Here is a 19,377-nt window from a genome sequence, read left to right as displayed (position 1 = left end):
GGGTGTCAGTCCGTTTTTGGCACTTGCGGGTCGATGGGTACCAGCTTGTATTCCTGGCCTTCCAGGTTTTTGAGGTACACCTCCATCTGCTGGAACGAGATGTTGATGTGGTGCTTCTTGAATTCGCGGTTGATAAAGCGGTTGACCTCATCGACCACCGGGTTGCGGTCACCCAGGTCGCGCACGTGCATGCGCAGTTCATGGTCCAGGGTGCTTGGGCCGAAGTTCAGGAAGTACACGTGGGGCTCGGGGTCTTTGAGCACGCGTGGGTTTTCCTGGGCGGCCTTGAGCAGCAGTTGCTTGACCAGGTCCAGGTCCGAGCCGTAATCGACGCCCAGTTTGAGTGTGACGCGGGTGATGGTGTCGGTCAGCGACCAGTTGATCAGTTGCCCGGTAATAAAGGTTTTGTTCGGGACGATGATGTCCTTGCGGTCGAAGTCGGTGATGGTGGTCGCACGGATCCGGATCTTGCTCACGGTGCCGGACAGGTTGCCAATAGTAATGGTGTCACCGATACGCACCGGGCGTTCGAACAGGATCATGATCCCGGAGATAAAGTTGGCGAAGATTTCCTGCATGCCGAAACCCAGCCCGACCGACAGGGCCGCCACCAGCCATTGCAGTTTGTCCCAGCTCACCCCGAGGGTCGAAAGGGTCGCGACAAAGCCGATGCCGATGATCACGTAAGTGAGCAGGGTGGTGGTGGCGTAGGCGCTGCCCTGGGCCAGGTCGAGCCGGGACAGCACCAGCACTTCCAACAGCCCCGGCAGGTTGCGCGCCAGGGCAATGCTGATGCCAATGATGACCAGCGCGCCGAGCACGTCGCCAATGCTGATAGGCACCATGCTCATCGTTGCACCGCTGCCGCTGGTGTATTCGTACAGGGTGATGTTGTCCAGGTAAGAGAATACCGAGATCAAGTCGGACCATACCCAGTACAGCACCCCGACAAAGCATGCGAGCAGGGTCAGACGAATCAGTCGCAGGGATTGCTGGTTGACCTGTTCGATGTCTAGCGTTGGTTCCTCGATGACGATCTCGTTCCCTTCGCCGGCCTCTTTAGCCGCCTGGCGTTTGGCCAAGGCCCGCTGGTAAGCCAGGCGTCGAGCCGCCACGGCCAGGCCGCGCACAAAGGCCGCCTCGATCACCAACCACAGCATGAGCAGGTACAGGGTGTTGATCAGCCGGTCGCTGAGTTTGAGGGCGGTGTAGTAGTAGCCGAAACACACGGCCACAAACAGCGCGAGTGGCAGCAAGGCGAACGCAAAGCCCAGCAATTTGCGCAAGCGATAGGCTTTGGTTTCAGTCTCGAAGTCGTTGAGCAGCAGGCGGCACAGCAACCAGGCCATCGCGGCGTAACAACTCAATACGACGACGATGCCCAGCACATCGTCTGCCAGGGCCGCCGGTTGCTGTTCGGCAAAGGCGACCACGGCAACTAGGGCCAGTACCACCAAGCCCAAGCGTCGAATCCAGCCCTGCAGGAACGCCACCTGGGGTTTCTCCCAGCGAAAATGCAATTCGGCGACGCCACCCGGGGCCAGAATCCGGTAGGCGGTATAAAACACCAGCCAGGTTTCCGCCATTTGGATCAGGGCCGCGCCCATGTCGGCATTCATCCCGCGCGCGTCACTCTGTAGCGCGTACCCGCACAGGGCCAGCGCCATGGAGACGGGCAACGCCAGCAGGATGTTGATCAAAATCGCCAGCGGTGTGTTCCATTGGTTGTCACGTTTGAAATGGCCAATGTCCTGGTGAATCTCGTTCAACTTGGTATAGAGGTAATTGCGCTTCCACAGCAGGGCCACCATCAGCAGCACCAACGGTAAAAACAGCAGCGGCCGCTGGGCCAGGCCTTCACGCAGTTCCCCAAGGCTGGAGGCCCAGGGCAACGTCACGATCTGCTGTTTGAGCTGGCGCGGCGCGCTTTCCAGCCATTCCAGGTCCAGCGGTTTATTGCTGGGGATCCAGAACATTTGCTCATCCAGCGTGGCGCGCAGGCTCTGGGCGGTGCTGAGCAATTGTTTCTGGTTCAGTTGCAAGGTGATGGTTTCGTTGAGCAGAGCGCTCAGCTCGCGGTTCAGGCGGTCGAGTAGATCGCTGCGGGTATTCACCAGCTCAATCAGCGTTTTGCGCAGTTGTGGGGTGATCTGGTCGGGCGGTTGTGTGGCCAGCAGGTTATCGACGTAGGAGGTCGGGTTGCTGATCAGTTCGCGCTGCTGGTTGACCTCAAACTGGTAAAGACGAATATCCGCGATTTCGTCAGCCAGGTTTTTGTCCATTTTTTGCAGGCGGGGCAAGGCCTGTTTTTGCTTATAAAGAATCTTGGACAGCAACAAGCTGCCCTTGAGTACGCTGATTTGTTCATCCAGGGCTTGATCGCTCTGAGTGATGTTGTCCAGTTGTTGCTTGGTTTCAAGGTTCTGCTGGGTGACTTCGTTAAGCCGGTCCGTGCTGCGTAACAGGTAGTCGGACAGCCTCAGGTTGGCCGCGCTTTCGGTGGCCAGCAAGCTGCTGCTGCCCGACTTTTTCGCTTCGATGGATTGCTCGGTCACGGTCTGTTGCGACTGCGCCAGACGCTTCTGGTTGATCAGGGTTTGCAGGTCCTGAATCTCTTTGTCCTGGCGGGCGGTTTTTTCCAGCAACAGGTCATGCTGGCTGCCGCTCAGGTCTTGCAACTGGCTGTTGCCGGCCAGTTCCTGGCGGCGCAAGGCAATCAGCGCGTTGAGCGAGGCGGCTTCGGCGCTCAGTTGATTGCGCTGATCGGCCGTCAGCACCTTGCCGTTCTCGCGGCCTGACTTGAGCGTGGTGTTGATCTGTTGAATGCGTGTCTGGCTGCTGCTGATCTCGGCCTGTGCCCGTTCGGGCCGGGTTTGGGCGGCGATGCTCATGCTGTTGGCGTTGGCCAGGGCTTTCTGCAATTCCCCTTGCTGGGTGGTGCGGTCGGCCAGCAACTGTTCCAACTGGGGCACCGACAAGGTGGTGTAACGCTGTGCCACGGGTACCGGCGGGGTGGCTTTCAGGCGGGCCAGCTCGCGCTGATTTTCGCTGGTCTGGCGCGGTGCGCTTTCGAGCTGTTGCTTGACCGCACTCAGGCGCTGTTCGTAATCGGCTTTACTGGCCAGCAGGTTAAGGGTTTGTTCCAGCACCCCCTGCAGGGCTTTCTGATCGGCCTCGGGCAGCTTTCGGTCGGCAATTTTGTCGAGGCTTTGCTGGACCGATTCCGGGGAAGGCGGCTCGGCTGCCTGAAGCGTGCCAACGCAAAGGCTCAGGCCGAGCAGGACTGTAAACAACAACGGGCGCAGAGTGGGCATAGATACCGGTCAGACAGGCGTAGGAATTTGGAGTTTAGAGGAACAACCCCGGGCTCGGGGCACTTCCTTCGGGGAATCTGACGCCCACTTTGCCTATCTTGTTCCCGTCCATGACGGCCACTGTCCAAAGGGTGTTGTTCCATTCCACCTGGTCGCCGACCACCGGCGCGCCGCCGACTTTTTGTGTAATGAAGCGGCTCAGCGGCATATCGGGGTCGATGCCGTCGAGCTGCAGCCCATAAAGCGCCGATACCGCGCCCAGTTGAGCGTCGCCTTCAAGCACAAAGTCGCCGAAGAAACGCAGGTCCAGGCCGCGGGTGGGTGGCTGGCTGAACAGTTTGCCCAGGGCTGGCAAGTTGTGTTCGTGGCCAATCACACAGAGCAAATCGCCTATTTCCAGCGTGGTGCTGCCCGACGGATGGAGCAGTTGTTGACCGCGAAACAGCGCCGCGATACGAGTGCCTTCGGGCATTTTCAGTTCACGCAGGGCGGCACCGATGCACCAGTTTTGTGCGTCGAGTCGGTAAACGAACAGTTCCCACTCGCTGGTGACATGCACTTCCAGGGCAGCGCGGGAGATCGGGGCCAGGTCTGGCGGTACCGTCACCTTCAACAGTTTGGCGACCCACGGCAAGCTGGTGCCTTGTACCAGCAGCGACACCAGCACGATAAAGAAAGCGAGGTTGAAGTACAGCTGCGCATTGGGCAGGCCCGCCATCAGCGGGAACACGGCCAGAATGATCGGCACCGCGCCGCGCAAGCCCACCCAGGAAATAAAGGCTTTTTCGCGGGTATGAAAGGCCTTGAACGGCAGCAGCCCGATCATCACGGACAGCGGGCGGGCGAACAGAATCATCCACAGGGCCAGCACCAGCGCCGGCACCGCGATGGGCAGCAGGTCGTGCGGCGTAACCAGCAGGCCGAGCACCAGGAACATGCCGATCTGGGCCAGCCAGGCCATACCGTCGAGCATGTGCAAAATGCCGTGGCGGCTGCGGATCGGACTGTTACCGATGACCAGGCCGCACAGGTACACCGCCAGGAAACCGCTGCCGTGCAGGGCGTTGGTCAGGGCAAACACCACCAGGCCGCCGGCAATCACCAGAATCGGGTACAGGGCATTCGCCAGGTTGATGCGGTTGACCATTTGCAGCATCAGCCAGCCGCCCGCCAGCCCCACGGCCCCGCCGATGCCGAACTCGCGGAGCAAGTCGAGCAGCAGGGTGGCGTGCAGTGTGCTCTCACCGCTGGCAAGCATGTCGATCAGCGTGACCGTGAGGAACACGGCCATGGGGTCGTTGCTGCCGGACTCGATCTCAAGGCTGGCGGACACCCGTTCGTTGAGGCCTTTGCCGCCCAGCAGCGAGAACACGGCGGCGGCATCTGTGGAGCCGACGATGGCACCGATCAGCAAGCCCTGGATCAGGTTAAGGTTGAACAGCCATGCGGCCATCAATCCGGTCAGCCCGGTGGTGATCATCACCCCGACCGTGGCCAGCGATAGCGCAGGCCATAGCGCCACACGAAAACTCGACACTCGGGTGCGCAAGCCACCGTCGAGCAAAATCACCGCGAGGGCGAGGTTGCCCACCAGATAAGCCGTGGGGTAGTTGTCGAAAATAATACCGCCGCCATCGACGCCAGCGACCATGCCTACGGCGAGGATGATGACCAGAATCGGGATGCCCAAGCGTGAAGACAGGGAACTCACCAGAATGCTTGCACCTACCAGCAACGCGCCGATCAAGAACAGGCTGTTGATGGTCGTCGCATTCAAAGGCAGTACTCCGGAAAAACGTAAGGGGCGGGGCGTCAACAGCGGATGCAGTCAACGTGCCAGCGATTCTAACCTGCACGATTGGCGCACTGTCAAAAAGCTTTTGCGAGGTCGGCACAAACATACGCTAACGCGTAAAGCGGCCCGCTTATTCGTCACGTACGCTGGCGGCGGTCGTCAGTCTCGGTGATTTCGTATGAAGGTTTAGGATTAGTCTTACATTTTATATTGAGACAAAGTGTGCCTACTACAGGGCCTCATTTCGCTAAGGACGAGCCATGAAAGCCCCCCTTTCTCCCAGTGTCACTGCCCTGGGAACCCCCTGTGTGCCCGACCACCGTCGGTTCACGTTGTATGCCGTAACCATCTCGCGGTTCATGCTGCTGTACCTGCTGACGTGCGGTGGCTACTTGTTCTATTGGTCATACCGCAATTGGGCCTCCTACAAGGCCGCCACCGGCGACAATATCAGGCCGGTCGTACGCGGTGTGCTATGGCCGTTTTACATTCTTGCCTTGTTTGAATGGGTGCAGAGCGGCCTTGATAAAGTGGGCAGTTTTCACCGGTGGTATCCCGAAACCCGCGGCCTGTTGATCATGGTGGCGTTTGCGTTAAGCGCCCTGATTGCCCTGTTCTTCGACCGGCCTTCGGACACGGTGTTTGTGTGGGCGACCATCGCGGTATTGATCATCGGCAGTGTGCTGCTGTTTCTGGGGGCTCAACGTGCAATCAACCTCTTGGATGACGCTGCCAAGGGCGCTGCCTAATTCACCATGTGACGTTCAGAGCGGGCGAAAAAAAACCGGATAGCGGTTTAGGCTACCCGGTTTTTAGACCTGCGTTACACCGTTAACCGATGGTCATCAGGCTTGCGTTACCGCCTGCGGCTGCGGTGTTGACGCTCAGTGCGCGTTCAATCACCAGGCGTTCCAGGGCGATGGTGGTTTCGCCTTGAGACAACCCTTGCACGCCGACGATGGCACCTGCGCGCTTGGCCACTTGCTGGCACACGTCCCGCAGTTGGTCGCAGTCGCCGTGGTGCAGCACGGCGTCAAACACGGCTTCGTCCTTGGTCCAGTCAGCCACGAAGGTGAGGCGTGCCTTCACCTCCTTCGGCAGGCGGGCGAACAGGTCTTTGGCCATTTTGCCGTCTTGCACTACCGCTGAGCCGCCCACGGCCAGTACGGCCGCCAGTTGGGTCAGCAGGTCGCCTTCAGCATCGGCCAGGCACAGCACGTGTTCGCGCGGCAGGATGGCGTAGCTGTTGCGCTCGCCGGTCGGGCCGTTGAGCAGGCGCGTGATGCCGCTTTGCGAGTGGGCGGCGTATTCGTCGCACAGCTCGGCCAGCGCCGCTTGCTGATTGCTTTGTGCCCAGGTTTGCAGCGCTTTGAGCGGCTTGCTCAAGGCTTCGCGGGCCTGGGTGTCTGGCGCGTTGATGGCGTCGACTTTGGCAAACGATTGCTCAATGGCATCACTTGGGCGCGTCGACAACAGGCGGAACAGGTACAGCGGGCCACCGGCTTTAGGGCCGGTGCCCGACAGGCCTTCGCCGCCGAACGGTTGCACGCCGACCACGGCACCGACGATGTTGCGGTTAACGTACACGTTGCCCGCGTTGACGGTGTTGACCACCTTGGCAATGGTCTCGTCGATGCGGGTGTGTACGCCCAGCGTCAGGCCGTAACCCGACGCGTTGATCTGGGCGATCAACTGGTCGATGTCCTTGCGCTTGTAACGCACCACGTGCAGCACAGGGCCAAAGATTTCGCGCTCCAGTTCATCGAAGCTTTCCAGTTCGATCAGTGTTGGCATGACGAAGGTGCCGCGCTTGCTTTCTTCGATGTCGGCAATCGCCATCTGATAAACGCTGCGGCCTTTGTCGCGCATGCCCTGGATGTGTTTCTCGATACCGGCCTTGGCTTCGGCGTCGATCACCGGGCCAATGTCCACGCTCAAACGCTCCGGGTTACCCATGCGCGATTCGGCCATGGCTCCTTTGAGCATTTCGATCACGCGGTCTGCCGAGTCTTCCTGCAAACACAGCACGCGCAGTGCCGAGCAACGCTGACCGGCGCTGTCGAAGGCGGAAGACACGACGTCAATGACCACTTGCTCGGTCAGTGCAGAGGAATCGACGATCATCGCGTTCTGGCCGCCCGTTTCAGCGATCAGCGGGATCGGACGGCCCTGAGCGTCCAGACGACCGGCGATGTTGCGTTGCAGCAGGCGGGCCACTTCGGTAGAACCGGTGAACATCACGCCCTTGACGCGATCATCGCCCACCAGGCGGGCACCGACGGTTTCACCACGGCCCGGCAGCAGTTGCAGCACGCCTTGCGGAATGCCGGCTTCGAGCAGGATGCGCACGGCCTGAGCCGCCACCAACGGGGTTTGTTCCGCCGGTTTGGCCAGTACCGGGTTACCGGCGGCCAGTGCAGCGGCCACTTGGCCACTGAAAATGGCCAGCGGGAAGTTCCACGGGCTGATGCACACCACCGGGCCCAGTGGGCGGTGGGCGTCGTTGGTCAGGTCATTACGGGCCTGTACCGCGTAGTACCGCAGGAAGTCCACGGCTTCGCGCACTTCAGCGATGGCGTTGGCGTAAGTCTTACCGGCTTCACGGGCCAGCAAGCCCATGAGCGGCTGGATATCGGCTTCCATCAAGTCAGCGGCGCGTTCCAGGATCGCAGCGCGCTCAGCCGGCGGCGTGGCCTGCCAGATCGGTGCAACGTTCAGGGCGCACTGGATGGCGTTGTCGGCATCTTCAACCGTGGCTTCTTGCACGTAACCCACGATGTCACGCAGGTCTGACGGGTTAAGCACCGGCGCAGGGGCTTCGTTGCTGGACGTGCAGCCGAGCATCGGCAGCGCTTTCCAGTCGTTGTGCGCGGTGGCCAGCAAGGCACAGGACAGCGACGCCAGACGGTGTTCGTTGGACATGTCGATGCCGCTGGAGTTGGCGCGCTCGCTGCCATACAGATCGCGCGGCAATGGAATACGCGGGTGCGGCAGGCCAAAGCCGCCTTCTTGCGTGGCCATTTTCTCGATGCTGCTGATCGGGTCGGCCACCAACTCATGAATAGAGATGGTGTGGTCGGCGATGCGGTTCACGAACGAGGTGTTCGCGCCGTTTTCCAGCAGGCGGCGAACCAGATACGCCAGCAAGGTTTCGTGGGTGCCAACCGGTGCGTACACGCGGCACGGACGGTTTAGCTTGCCTTCGGATACTTTACCCACGACTTGCTCGTACAGCGGTTCGCCCATGCCGTGCAGGCATTGGAACTCGTACTGCCCCGGGTAGTAGTTCTGACCGGCAATGTGGTAAATCGCCGACAACGTTTGGGCGTTGTGGGTGGCAAATTGCGGGTAGATGGCTTCTGGCACTGCCAGCAGCTTTTTCGCGCAGGCCAGGTAAGACACGTCGGTGTACACCTTGCGGGTGTAGACCGGATAGCCTTCCAGCCCTTCGACTTGGGCGCGCTTGATTTCGCTGTCCCAGTACGCGCCTTTCACCAGGCGAATCATCAGGCGATGACGGCTGCGGCGCGCCAGGTCGATCACATAGTCGATCACATACGGGCAGCGCTTCTGGTAGGCCTGAATCACGAAGCCAATGCCGTTCCAGCCCGCCAGTTGCGGTTCGAAGCACAGGCGTTCGAGCAGGTCGAGCGACAGCTCAAGGCGGTCGGCTTCTTCGGCATCGATGTTCAGGCCGATATCATATTGCTTGGCCAGCAGGGTCAGCGACAGCAGGCGCGGGTACAGCTCGTCCATGACGCGCTCGTACTGGGCGCGGCTGTAACGCGGGTGCAGGGCCGACAACTTGATCGAAATGCCCGGGCCTTCATAAATCCCGCGACCGTTGGACGCTTTGCCGATGGAGTGGATGGCTTGCTCATACGACGCGAGGTATTTTTGCGCGTCATGTTCGGTCAGTGCCGCTTCACCGAGCATGTCGTAGGAGTAGCGGAAGCCCTTGGCTTCAAAGCGCGTGGCGTTGGCCAGGGCTTCGGCGATGGTCTCACCGGTGACAAATTGCTCGCCCATCAGGCGCATGGCCATGTCGACGCCCTTGCGGATCATCGGCTCGCCGCTTTTGCCGATGATGCGGCTCAGGGAGGAGGTCAGGCCCGCTTCATTGTGCGTGGACACCAGCTTGCCGGTCAGCAACAGGCCCCAGGTCGCGGCGTTGACGAACAGCGAAGGGCTGTTGCCCAGGTGCGGATGCCAGTTGCCGGTGCTGATTTTGTCGCGGATCAGCGCGTCACGGGTGCCTTTGTCCGGGATACGCAACAGCGCTTCGGCCAAGCACATCAGGGCCACGCCTTCCTGGGACGACAACGAGAATTCTTGCAGCAGGCCTTGCACGATGCCGGCACGGCCACCGGCGCTCTTCTGATTGCGCAGTTTTTCGGCAATCGAGGCGGCCAGGGTTTGCGTGGCTTCGGCCATCGGTGCGCTCAGGCGGGCCTGTTCCAGCAGCATCGGTACCACTTCAGGTTCCGGGCGGCGGTACGCCGAAGTGATCGCGGCGCGCAGAACAGACTGCGGCAGGATGCTTTCTGCGAACTCCAGGAAGCACTGGTGCGTGTGATCGGCTTGCACGTCGTCGGCGTCATCGCTGGCAGTACCAGGGGTGCCGCTCAACTCTGTCAGGGTTGCACCACCCTCGAGTTTTTCCAGGTAATTGAAGATTGCCTGCTTGATCAGCCAGTGTGGCGTGCGATCAATCGAGGTTGCGGCCGCCTTGAGGCGCTCGCGGGTCGGGTCATCGAGTTTGACCCCAAGGGTGGTGGTAGCCATATTTTTATCCTCATGGGTGCCACAGTTGCGCGGCATCAGCTGGTGGCAAGATTAGCGCTGCGTTGCGCGGGGTGCAACTAGGTGCAACCCGCTTTTGTCGGAATTTTCCCCCTTTATATATCCCCTCTGCAGGTGGGGTTTATGACGATAGGGTGGGCGCTTTTGCTGCGAAAAGCTGCAAAAGGTACGGGTTTGAGTCGAAAAGGCGACAGGGTGCAACTGCTCGGTCAGAAACTGGTTGCACCTCGTTTGCTTTGTTGCATAGCATTCGCGGCCTAGGTGCAACCGCTTAAGGCGGGGGTTCATCGGCGGGTAGATTTCCTGGGGAAGCGCCCGCCATCAGTGCGCGGCTATGTTTTTCGTCTCAAACAGGACGTTTGTGAGCGTTCAACGAGACTGCTGCTAAACATAAAAACAATGCCAAGGCTTTATTCATGAGTATTACCAACCCAACCCTGATCACGTTCGTGATCTATATCGTGGCAATGGTGTTGATTGGCTTTATGGCCTATCGCTCCACCAACAACCTCTCCGATTACATCCTGGGTGGCCGAAGCCTGGGCAGCGTTGTGACCGCTTTGTCCGCAGGTGCTTCGGACATGTCGGGCTGGCTGTTGATGGGGTTGCCGGGTGCCATTTATATTTCCGGTCTGTCGGAAAGCTGGATTGCCATTGGCCTGGTGGTCGGTGCCTACCTGAACTGGCTGTTTGTGGCGGGTCGCCTGCGGGTGCAGACCGAACACAACGGCGATGCGCTGACCCTGCCGGACTACTTCGCCAGCCGTTTTGAAGACAAAAGCGGCCTGCTGCGTATTATCTCGGCCATCGTGATCCTGGTGTTCTTCACCATTTACTGTGCTTCCGGCATTGTGGCCGGTGCGCGTCTGTTCGAAAGCACCTTCGGTATGCCTTACAGCACCGCCCTATGGGCCGGCGCTGCAGCGACCATTGCCTACACCTTTGTGGGCGGGTTCCTGGCGGTGAGCTGGACTGACACCGTACAAGCCACCCTGATGATCTTCGCGCTGATCCTCACGCCGATCATCGTGCTGCTGGCCACCGGCGGCGTGGACACCACGTTCCTGGCCATTGAAGCCAAAGATCCCAGCAACTTCGACATGCTCAAGGGCACCACCTTTATCGGCATCGTCTCGCTGATGGGCTGGGGCTTGGGCTACTTCGGCCAGCCGCATATCCTGGCGCGCTTCATGGCGGCCGATTCGGTCAAGTCGATTGCCAAGGCACGCCGCATTTCCATGGCGTGGATGATCCTGTGCCTGATCGGCACCGTGGCGGTGGGCTTCTTCGGTATCGCTTACTTCTCGGCGCACCCTGAAGTGGCCGGGCCTGTGAACGAAAACCCGGAGCGCGTGTTTATCGAGCTGGCCAAGCTGCTCTTCAACCCGTGGATTGCCGGTGTGTTGCTGTCGGCCATTCTCGCGGCGGTCATGAGCACCCTGAGCTGCCAGTTGCTGGTGTGCTCCAGCGCCCTGACCGAAGACTTCTACAAAGCCTTCCTGCGCAAAAATGCCTCCCAGCTTGAGCTGGTATGGGTAGGGCGTTTCATGGTGCTGGTGGTTGCATTGATCGCCATCGCGTTGGCCGCCAACCCTGAAAACCGTGTGCTGGGCCTGGTGAGCTACGCCTGGGCAGGTTTTGGTGCTGCATTTGGTCCTGTGGTGCTGATTTCGGTGCTGTGGAAAGGCATGACCCGTAACGGTGCGTTGGCCGGTATCCTGGTCGGTGCCATCACGGTGATTGTGTGGAAACACTTCAATCTGTTGGGGCTGTACGAAATCATTCCGGGCTTTATCTTCGCCAGCATCGCCATTGTGGCGGTCAGCGTGCTGGGCCAAGGCCCAAGCAAGAAGATGATCGAGCGTTTCGACGCGGCCGAGAAAGACTTCCAGCAAAACCACTGAGTGCCTTGAGCTTCGGCTCAATCGGTGCCTGAGAAACGGCCCGTCTCTTCAAGAGGCGGGCCGTTTTTTGTGGTGTGCACTCGGGGCTATGGCCATGGCGAACGGCCGTTTATAACAGGCTGTTGCGACCTCAGGTCGTCTGATTCAGGCACCGTCCGGCGTGGATACGGGCACCCCCTCCTGACGTTAGGCGCTGCACAGGGTAAACTTCGGCCCCTGCGCAGGAGCAACCATGAACTATCGTCACGCCTTCCACGCCGGCAACCACGCCGACGTCTTCAAACACATTGTCTTGACCCGCCTCATCGCCTTGATGTCGCGCAAAGAGCAGCCTTTTGCCTACCTCGATACCCATGGCGGTATCGGTTTGTATGACCTCAAGGGCGACCAGGCCAATCGTACGGGCGAGTACCTGGAAGGCATTGCAAGGTTGTGGGGGCGTAAAGACTTGCCCGCGCTGACGGCGGACTACATGCAAGTGCTGCACAAAATGAACCCGGACGGCGAATTGCGTTACTACCCGGGTTCGCCTGAGTGGGCGCGCCGGTTGACCCGCTCTCAGGACCGCGTGCTGTTGAACGAGAAACACCCTGAAGACGGGTTGTTGCTCAAAGACAACATGAAGGGTGATCGCCGCGTTGCGGTGCACTTGGGCGAAGGCTGGCATGTGCCGCGAGCGCTGCTGCCGGTGGCTGAAAAGCGTGGGCTGATGCTGATCGACCCGCCTTTCGAAAAGCTTGATGAAATGAAGCGCTGCACCGACTCATTGAAAGATGCCATTGGGCGTATGCGCCAGACAGTGGTTGCGATCTGGTACCCGATCAAAGACAAACGCCAACTGCGACGCTTCTACCAGGACCTGGCAGGCTCGGGTGCGCCTAAATTGCTGCAGGTTGAGCTGTTCGTGCACCCGCTGGACACCCCCAACAGCCTGAACGGCTCGGGCCTGGCGATTGCCAACCCGCCATGGGGGCTGGAAGAAGAACTCAAGGAACTGTTGCCGTGGCTGGCCAAAACACTGGGCCAAACCCAGGGTGGCTGGCAGATGGAATGGATCATCGCTGAATAAAGATCACCTCACCCTGTAGCAGCGAGCTTGCTCGCGATCTTTTAAAGATCAAAAGATTGCGAGACAAGCTCGCCCCTACAAGGGGTGTGGCGTCAGATCGGGCACGTCACGCCTGTACCGCCGATGCCGCAGTAGCCTTGCGGGTTTTTCGCCAGGTATTGCTGGTGATAAGCCTCGGCAAAGTAGACCGTGGGGGCCTGGTCGATCTCGGTGGTGATCTCGCCCAGGCCAGCCTTGGTCAGTTCAGCCTGATAAGCCGCTTTGCTGGCCTGCGCTTCGTCCAGTTGCTCGGGCGTGGTGCAGTAGATCACCGAGCGGTACTGAGTGCCGATGTCGTTGCCCTGGCGCATGCCCTGGGTTGGGTTGTGCAGTTCCCAGAACATCGTCAACAGCTCTTTGTAGCTGACTTTGTCTTGGTCATAGACCACCAGCACCACTTCGGTGTGGCCGGTCAGGCCCGAGCAGACTTCTTCATAGGTCGGGTTCGGCGTAAAGCCGCCCGCGTAGCCGACGACGGTGCTGACCACGCCTTCACGTTGCCAGAACTTGCGCTCTGCACCCCAGAAGCAACCCAGCCCAAAGATCGCAAACCCGACATTGCCCAGAAACGGGCCCAGCAAGGGTTCGTTCGTGACGAAATGCTTTTCAGGCAGTTGTACGTGGGCTTCACGCCCCGGCAGGGCTTGTTCTTTAGTCGGTAGCACGTTTTTGTTCACCAGAATGTCCGAGCGCAAGACCATGGCTCAAGTCCTCTCAGTCAGATAATTAGAAGTCGGACCCCAAAGGGCCGCGGGGGTAGCGTTTAAGCCTTTTGAACAGTTCGCTGCCGCAGATCGGGCGGTCGAACAGGTAGCCCTGGCCCACATCGCAGCGATGACGACGCAAGAAGGCCAACTGTGCAGCGGTTTCGATGCCTTCGGCAACCACTTTCAGTTTGAGGTTGTGGGCCATGGCGATCACGGCTGAGGTGATTTCCATGTCGTCCTGGTTATCGGGAATGTCATTGATAAAGCTGCGATCGATTTTGATGATGTCGATCGGGAATTTTTTCAAGTAACTGAGCGAAGAGTAGCCGGTGCCGAAGTCATCCATCGCCAGGGTCAAGCCCAGCTCCTTGAGCTGATCGAGTTGCTGTCGGGTGTCCTCCGTGGCTTCCAGCAGCAGGCCTTCTGTCAGTTCAAGCTCCAGCAGTGCAGGGGGCAACTGTTCTTCTTTGAGGATGCTGGCGATTGAGGCCACCAGGTCCGGGTCGGAAAACTGCTTGGGTGACAGGTTAATCGCCACTTGCAGGTTGCCCAGCCCCGCGCTGGTCAGTTGCTTGCTCATGCGGCAGGCCTGGCGGGCAACCCATTTGCCAATGGGAATGATCAACCCGGTTTCTTCGGCCACGCTGATGAACTGGTCGGGGCGGATCATGCCTTTTTCGGGGTGGTTCCACCGTAGCAAGGCTTCCATGCCCAAGAGCCGCCCGGAGCGCAGGCAGAGTTTGGGCTGGTAGAACACATCGAGTTCATTTTGTGTCAGGGCGCGCCGCAGGTTGTTTTCAACAAACAGCTTGTAACTGGCCTCGGCGTTCAGCACTTCGGTAAACACATGCACTTGGTGCTTGCCGTTGGCTTTGGCCTTGTGCAGCGCCAACCCGGCGTTACGCATCAGGGTTTGCGGGTCGAGCCCGTGCAACGGGGCGCAGGCAACGCCCACCGAGCCGGTCACGCTGATCAATTGGTTGTCGACAAACATCGGCTTGTCGAGGGTCATGAGCAGTTGGCTGGCGATTTTCTGGCCTGTTTCGAGGCGAGTGTCGTTGAGCAGAACGGCAAACTCATTGCTGGCGAAACGGGCCAGGTTGTCTTGGGGGCTCAGGCTGTTGCGCAGGCGTCGGGCCAGGCTAATCAGCAGTTTGTCGCCAGTCTGGTGGCCGAGGCTGTCATTGATGCGCTTGAAGTTGTCGATGTCTACCAGCAGCAGGCACACAGGTGTTGTGGGCGAGCGCGAGAAATGTTCATCCAGGTTGCGGATAAAGGCGGGGCGGTTGCCCAGGTTGGTGAGGTTGTCTGTGTACGCCAGGCGTTCAATGCGTTGCTGGGCCAGTTTGGCGTCGGTGATGTCTTCGTAAATGCCGATGTAGTGCGTCAGTTCGCGGTTGTCGCCATACACCTTGGAAATCGACATCTGGCCCCAGTAGGGTTCCAGGTTTTTGCGCCGACTTTTGAATTCGCCTTGCCAACTGTTGCCCTTGCTCAGGCTTGAGTGGGCATCGAACAGCAAATTGCTGAGGTTTTCCAGCGCCGGCAGTTCGGACAGTTTATGGCCTTGAACTTCGTCGGAGCTGTATTGCGTAATCGCCGTAAAGCTAGGGTTGACGTACTCCACCACACCGTCGCAATTGACCAGCAAAAAGGCATTGGCGCTTTGTTCGACCGCTCGTTGGAACAGGTGCAGGGCGTTGGTGGCGGTGCGCCGGTTGTGGTTGTTGATGACTTGGGCAAACTGGTCCGCCAACTCCCCCGCAAAGGCGATTTCGTCGGCCTGCCACACCCGGGTTTTTCCGGTTTGCTCAAGGCACAGAACGCCGACGACCTGACCGTCAATGCGAATACTGGCATCGAGCATGGCATTGGTGTCGAAAGGGTTCAGGCTGGCAATCAGTTCACGGGTACGCGGGTCGCGGTTGGCGTTTTGTGCATCAATGGAGCGGCTGTTGTGCAGGGCTTCGAGGTAGTCCGGGAAAACGCTGGCGTCGATGACATTCTGCGTGACGTAGGCTTGGCTTTCGCGATGGTAGGTCGAGATCGGCAGCAGTTGCTTGCCTTCCAGGTTCCACAGGCTGGCACCGTCGATCTGGTAAATATCGCAGGCGCTGCGGGTGATCAGTTCAGCGGCTTCTTGCAACGAGTTGTGCTGGCTGTAGCGGTGACGGGCCAGGCGCAGAATCAGGTCCTGCTGGGCGCGCACACGCTCCAGGTGCTGAAGCTGTTCCTGCTGGGCACGCTGGTTGAGCTCAAGGGCGATGTGCAGGCGGCTGTTTTGCGTTTCAAGTTCTGTGGCTGGCGTTTGCGGCGTGCGTGACGGGGAACCTTCGAGTACCAGCAGGTAGCCGCGCAGCAAATGGCGGTTGTGCTTTTTATACGCCTCGCCGGCTTCCATCAAGTTCAGTGCGCCATACGGGGTGTGCAATGTGTAATGCACCACGTAATGGGCGCTGGCCTGCAATTGAAGCTCAATGGCGTCGTGCAGGCGATAACGGGCCTTGGGTTCCATCAGGCTGGCGTAGGGCGACCCGACGAGCGCGCACAGGTCTGATGTGGGCAAGCCGAAATGACGTTCACAGTTCGGGTCGAGGTAGAGCAGTGCCCAACTGGCTTCATTAAGCCGTTCGAAACGCAGCATGCCCAGCCGCGAAGGCACGGGCAGTTGCGTGACGACCTCGGCTGCCACGCGCGTGGCAGCATCAGGTTGGCTTTTCATGGGGACACTCGCTCACAAATGCTGGTTACGCACGGGCTAGAGCCCTGTCTTTGCGGTCTGCCGCAAGGTTGCATCATGCTCATTGCGCTGACAAGTGAGGATAACGGCTTAGTGCTACATGTGCGCATGACAGGCCGGAAAATTTATTGCGTTTGCACCTGTTGTTTATCGGCGTGGCGCTATTGCAAGGCAATGGTCACCGCCTCGAGCACATGGCCATCGCGGTTGTGAAACGCGACATGCAGGTGCTCCTTCTCGACGGTCAGGCAGGCGAAATTATCTTCTCTGACGACCTTGCTGGTGAGCGTTGGCCAGTAAGTGCCTGAATCGGGCGCGGCCAGAGGCACGTCAAGGCTCAGGTTCTCAGCACTGGCGTAGGGCAGCAGTGTTGAATTGCACAGCGGGGAGGACACAATGCTGTGGATGACACAGTCCGGGTCCTGGCTGTGGTTCAGGCGGCAGGTCAGGGAGCCGTGGATATCACCAGACACAAACAGCACATTGCGTATGGTGCGAGTGCGGATCGTGTCCAGAATCCGCTGGCGCTGCCCGGCGTAGGCCTTCCAGCCGTCATCGCCGTTACGGTGCAGGTCAGGAAATACCAGCACGCTGCTGACGATCAGTTTGACGCTCGCCGTGCTGCGGGTCAGCCAGGACAGCAAGGCTGTTTCTTGCTCGTGGTCGAGCATGTCGGTGTGGCTGCGTTGCGTGCGGCAGTCCAGCACAAACCAGTCGGTGTCACCATCAGCGAACGAATACCAGTAGTGGTTGACCTTGCGGCTGACGTGACCGGTGGGGAGCAGCGTGTGGGCCGGGCCGTGGCAGGACTGATAGATCTCATAGGCCCGCATGGCATTGTCGTACAGCACCTGATCGTTGCTGCCTTTGCGTGCTGGCCAATTATCTTCGATTTCGTGGTCGTCTAGGATCATGTACGTCGGCGTACCGGCCATCAGGCTGCGAATGTGAGGCTGTGAAAACGCCGCGCGGTATTTCAAGCTGATGGACGGGAAATCGCGGTCCGGGGCCACGATATTCAGGTCATCGACATACACTTGATCGCCCACCATCAGCAGGCCGTCCAGCGGGGTGGTGGCATTCAGGGCCTGGATGGCCGCGAAGATCCTGTCGCCCTGTTCCGGTCGGGCAGGAGAACCCAGCGTGAGGCGCAGGTAGCGACATGAGCCCACCACATAGCGATGGGTGCGGTGACGTGTGGGGGAGGCGGATTTAAACCGATAGACCGTCGAGGGCCATTGCAACGCACCGTGTTTGAAGGGCTGCGGGGTGTCATCGGGGTGAGGGGCCGTGAACCAGCCAGCCTGGTATTCGTAGGGGGTGTCAGCACTCAGGCCGTCCAGGACAAGCACCTCGGACAGGTCGTATTGGTCGCTGAGCTGTGAAAATACGCCTGCAGACCAGGCATCAGTACCGGCTTCGCGGTGGCGAATACCGGCGAAAACAGCTTCTTTATGACTGGGGGCCCCTCTCACCAGAATGCGGGTTTGCGCTGGGGTGGTGTAGCCCACAATGGGGCCGACGGTTGGGTTTTCCACATCGAAGTCCTTTTTGATTCTTGGCGATCACTGTCGCGTGGGTGATGTCCTTTTGTTAACCGTAGAAGTGAGCCGGGGGATGTTCGCCTCTTCACATCAGCAGGTTTCGTAGTGCCGGGCTGTTGTGTGGTGAGGGAATTTTCTGGTTACAGAATCAAGATCAAACGATCGCGAGCAATCTCGCATCCTACGGATGGCAGCGTTTGTAGGAACGAGCTTGCTCGTGATCTTTTGATCTGGTTTTTGATCTAAAAGCCCCCTGTCAATCATGTGCCCGGTCTATAGAAGATCAAACGATCGCGAGCAATCGAGCGTCGACCGGCTGCTCCTACAGGGTTTGTGGCATTTCAGGCAAAAAAAAGCCCCGCTTATTGGGCGGGGTTGAGGTACGAGCGTGGCGCTCGGAAAACAGTGCGCAGCCCCGGCCTTCGGTGAAGAAGGCCGGGGCGTGGCTTACAGCAAGATGGTGCGGATGTCGCCCAGCAACTGGCTCAGGCGCTGGGTGAAGCGTGCAGCGGCTGCGCCGTTGATCACACGGTGATCGTAGGACAGCGACAGCGGCAGCATCAGCTTAGGCTGGAAGGCTTTACCGTCCCAGACTGGCTGGATGGTTGCCTTGGATACGCCGAGGATCGCCACTTCCGGTGCGTTGACGATCGGTGTGAAGCCGGTGCCGCCAATGTGGCCGAGGCTGGAAATGGTGAAGCAAGCGCCTTGCATGTCGTCTGCGGTGAGCTTCTTGTCGCGGGCCTTGGCGGCCAGCGCAGCCGCTTCACCTGCCAGTTGCAGCAGGCTCTTCTGATCAACGTTCTTGATCACCGGTACCAGCAGGCCATCCGGGGTGTCCACGGCAAAGCCGATGTTCACGTACTTCTTGCGGATGATCGCTTTGCCGCTAGGTGCCAGCGAGCTGTTGAAGTCCGGCATTTCCTTGAGCAGGTGCGCGCAGGCCTTGAGCAGCAACGGCAGTACAGTCAGTTTCACACCGGCTTTTTCTGCGACGGCTTTCTGCGCAACGCGGAAAGCTTCCAGCTCGGTGATGTCAGCCTGGTCGAACTGCGTCACGTGCGGGATGTTCAGCCAGCTGCGGTGCAGGCTCGACGCGCCGATTTGCATCAGGCGGGTCATGGCCACTTCTTCAACTTCACCGAAACGGCTGAAGTCGACTGTCGGGATCGGCGGAATGCCTGCGCCGCCAGTTGCAGCGCCGGCAGCCGGAGCTTCCTTGGCCTTCTGCAGAGCGGTTTTGACGTAAGCCTGTACGTCTTCTTTCAAGACGCGACCGTGTGGGCCACTTGGGCTCACCGCGCTCAGCTCTACGCCGAATTCACGGGCCAGTTGACGCACGGCAGGGCCGGCGTGAACTTTGGCACCGCTTTTGGCGGGAGCGGCAGCCGGGGCAGGGGCGGCTTCGGCTTTGGCAGCCGGTGCTGGAGCCGCGGCAGGTGCCTGTTCCTTGGCTGCTGGA

Annotated in this window: 10 protein-coding genes; 3 read left to right on the top strand and 7 right to left on the bottom strand. The window is 59.6% G+C overall.

Going from position 1 to position 19,377, the window contains the following annotated elements; all coding sequences use genetic code 11:
• Positions 1–5: 5 nt before the first annotated feature.
• Positions 6–3,314, bottom strand: coding sequence for a mechanosensitive channel MscK (gene mscK / locus Q1W15_RS19195; protein WP_300731021.1), 3,309 nt, complete (start codon positions 3,312–3,314; stop codon positions 6–8).
• Positions 3,315–3,348: 34 nt separating this feature from the next.
• Positions 3,349–5,091 carry a potassium/proton antiporter gene (locus Q1W15_RS19190; protein ID WP_300731020.1) on the bottom strand — a complete coding sequence of 581 codons (1,743 nt, stop codon included), beginning with the start codon at positions 5,089–5,091 and terminating at the stop codon, positions 3,349–3,351.
• Positions 5,092–5,369: 278 nt separating this feature from the next.
• Between Q1W15_RS19190 and Q1W15_RS19185 the strand changes: the two genes are divergently transcribed.
• Positions 5,370–5,858 (top strand): hypothetical protein, encoded by a 489-nt coding sequence (locus Q1W15_RS19185; protein WP_300731018.1) that lies wholly within the window; start codon positions 5,370–5,372, stop codon positions 5,856–5,858.
• An 82-nt stretch (positions 5,859–5,940) separates the two neighbouring features.
• Here Q1W15_RS19185 and putA read toward each other — a convergent pair whose 3' ends face one another.
• Positions 5,941–9,894 (bottom strand): trifunctional transcriptional regulator/proline dehydrogenase/L-glutamate gamma-semialdehyde dehydrogenase, encoded by a 3,954-nt coding sequence (putA, locus tag Q1W15_RS19180; RefSeq protein ID WP_300731016.1) that lies wholly within the window; start codon positions 9,892–9,894, stop codon positions 5,941–5,943.
• Positions 9,895–10,328: 434 nt separating this feature from the next.
• Here putA and putP point away from each other — a divergent pair, with 434 nt between their 5' ends.
• A complete protein-coding gene (gene putP / locus Q1W15_RS19175; RefSeq protein WP_300731014.1) occupies positions 10,329–11,816 on the top strand; it encodes a sodium/proline symporter PutP in 1,488 nt (495 codons plus the stop codon).
• 232 nt (positions 11,817–12,048) lie between these two features.
• A complete protein-coding gene (locus tag Q1W15_RS19170) occupies positions 12,049–12,885 on the top strand; it encodes a 23S rRNA (adenine(2030)-N(6))-methyltransferase RlmJ (RefSeq protein ID WP_300731012.1) in 837 nt (278 codons plus the stop codon).
• 92 nt (positions 12,886–12,977) lie between these two features.
• Here the strand turns inward: Q1W15_RS19170 and msrA are convergent, their stop codons facing one another.
• From msrA to Q1W15_RS19150, 4 genes are all read right to left on the bottom strand, one after another.
• Positions 12,978–13,625: a peptide-methionine (S)-S-oxide reductase MsrA gene (msrA, locus tag Q1W15_RS19165; protein WP_300731010.1), complete on the bottom strand. Its 648-nt coding sequence runs from the start codon at positions 13,623–13,625 to the stop codon at positions 12,978–12,980.
• 25 nt (positions 13,626–13,650) lie between these two features.
• Positions 13,651–16,353: a GGDEF and EAL domain-containing protein gene (locus tag Q1W15_RS19160; protein WP_300731008.1), complete on the bottom strand. Its 2,703-nt coding sequence runs from the start codon at positions 16,351–16,353 to the stop codon at positions 13,651–13,653.
• A 179-nt stretch (positions 16,354–16,532) separates the two neighbouring features.
• On the bottom strand, positions 16,533–17,909 hold the full coding sequence (locus Q1W15_RS19155; protein WP_300731006.1) for an alkaline phosphatase D family protein: 1,377 nt from the start codon (positions 17,907–17,909) through the stop codon (positions 16,533–16,535).
• Between the two features lie 453 nt (positions 17,910–18,362).
• A partial coding sequence (locus Q1W15_RS19150) for a 2-oxo acid dehydrogenase subunit E2 (protein ID WP_300731005.1) occupies positions 18,363–19,377 on the bottom strand: 1,015 nt, incomplete at its 5' end.

This window comes from Pseudomonas sp. (assembly GCF_030150285.1).
In the GTDB taxonomy this organism is placed as follows: Bacteria; Pseudomonadota; Gammaproteobacteria; order Pseudomonadales; family Pseudomonadaceae; genus Aquipseudomonas.
The sequence above is the reverse complement of the archived record's forward strand: the minus strand, read 5'-3'. Positions and strand labels throughout refer to the sequence as shown.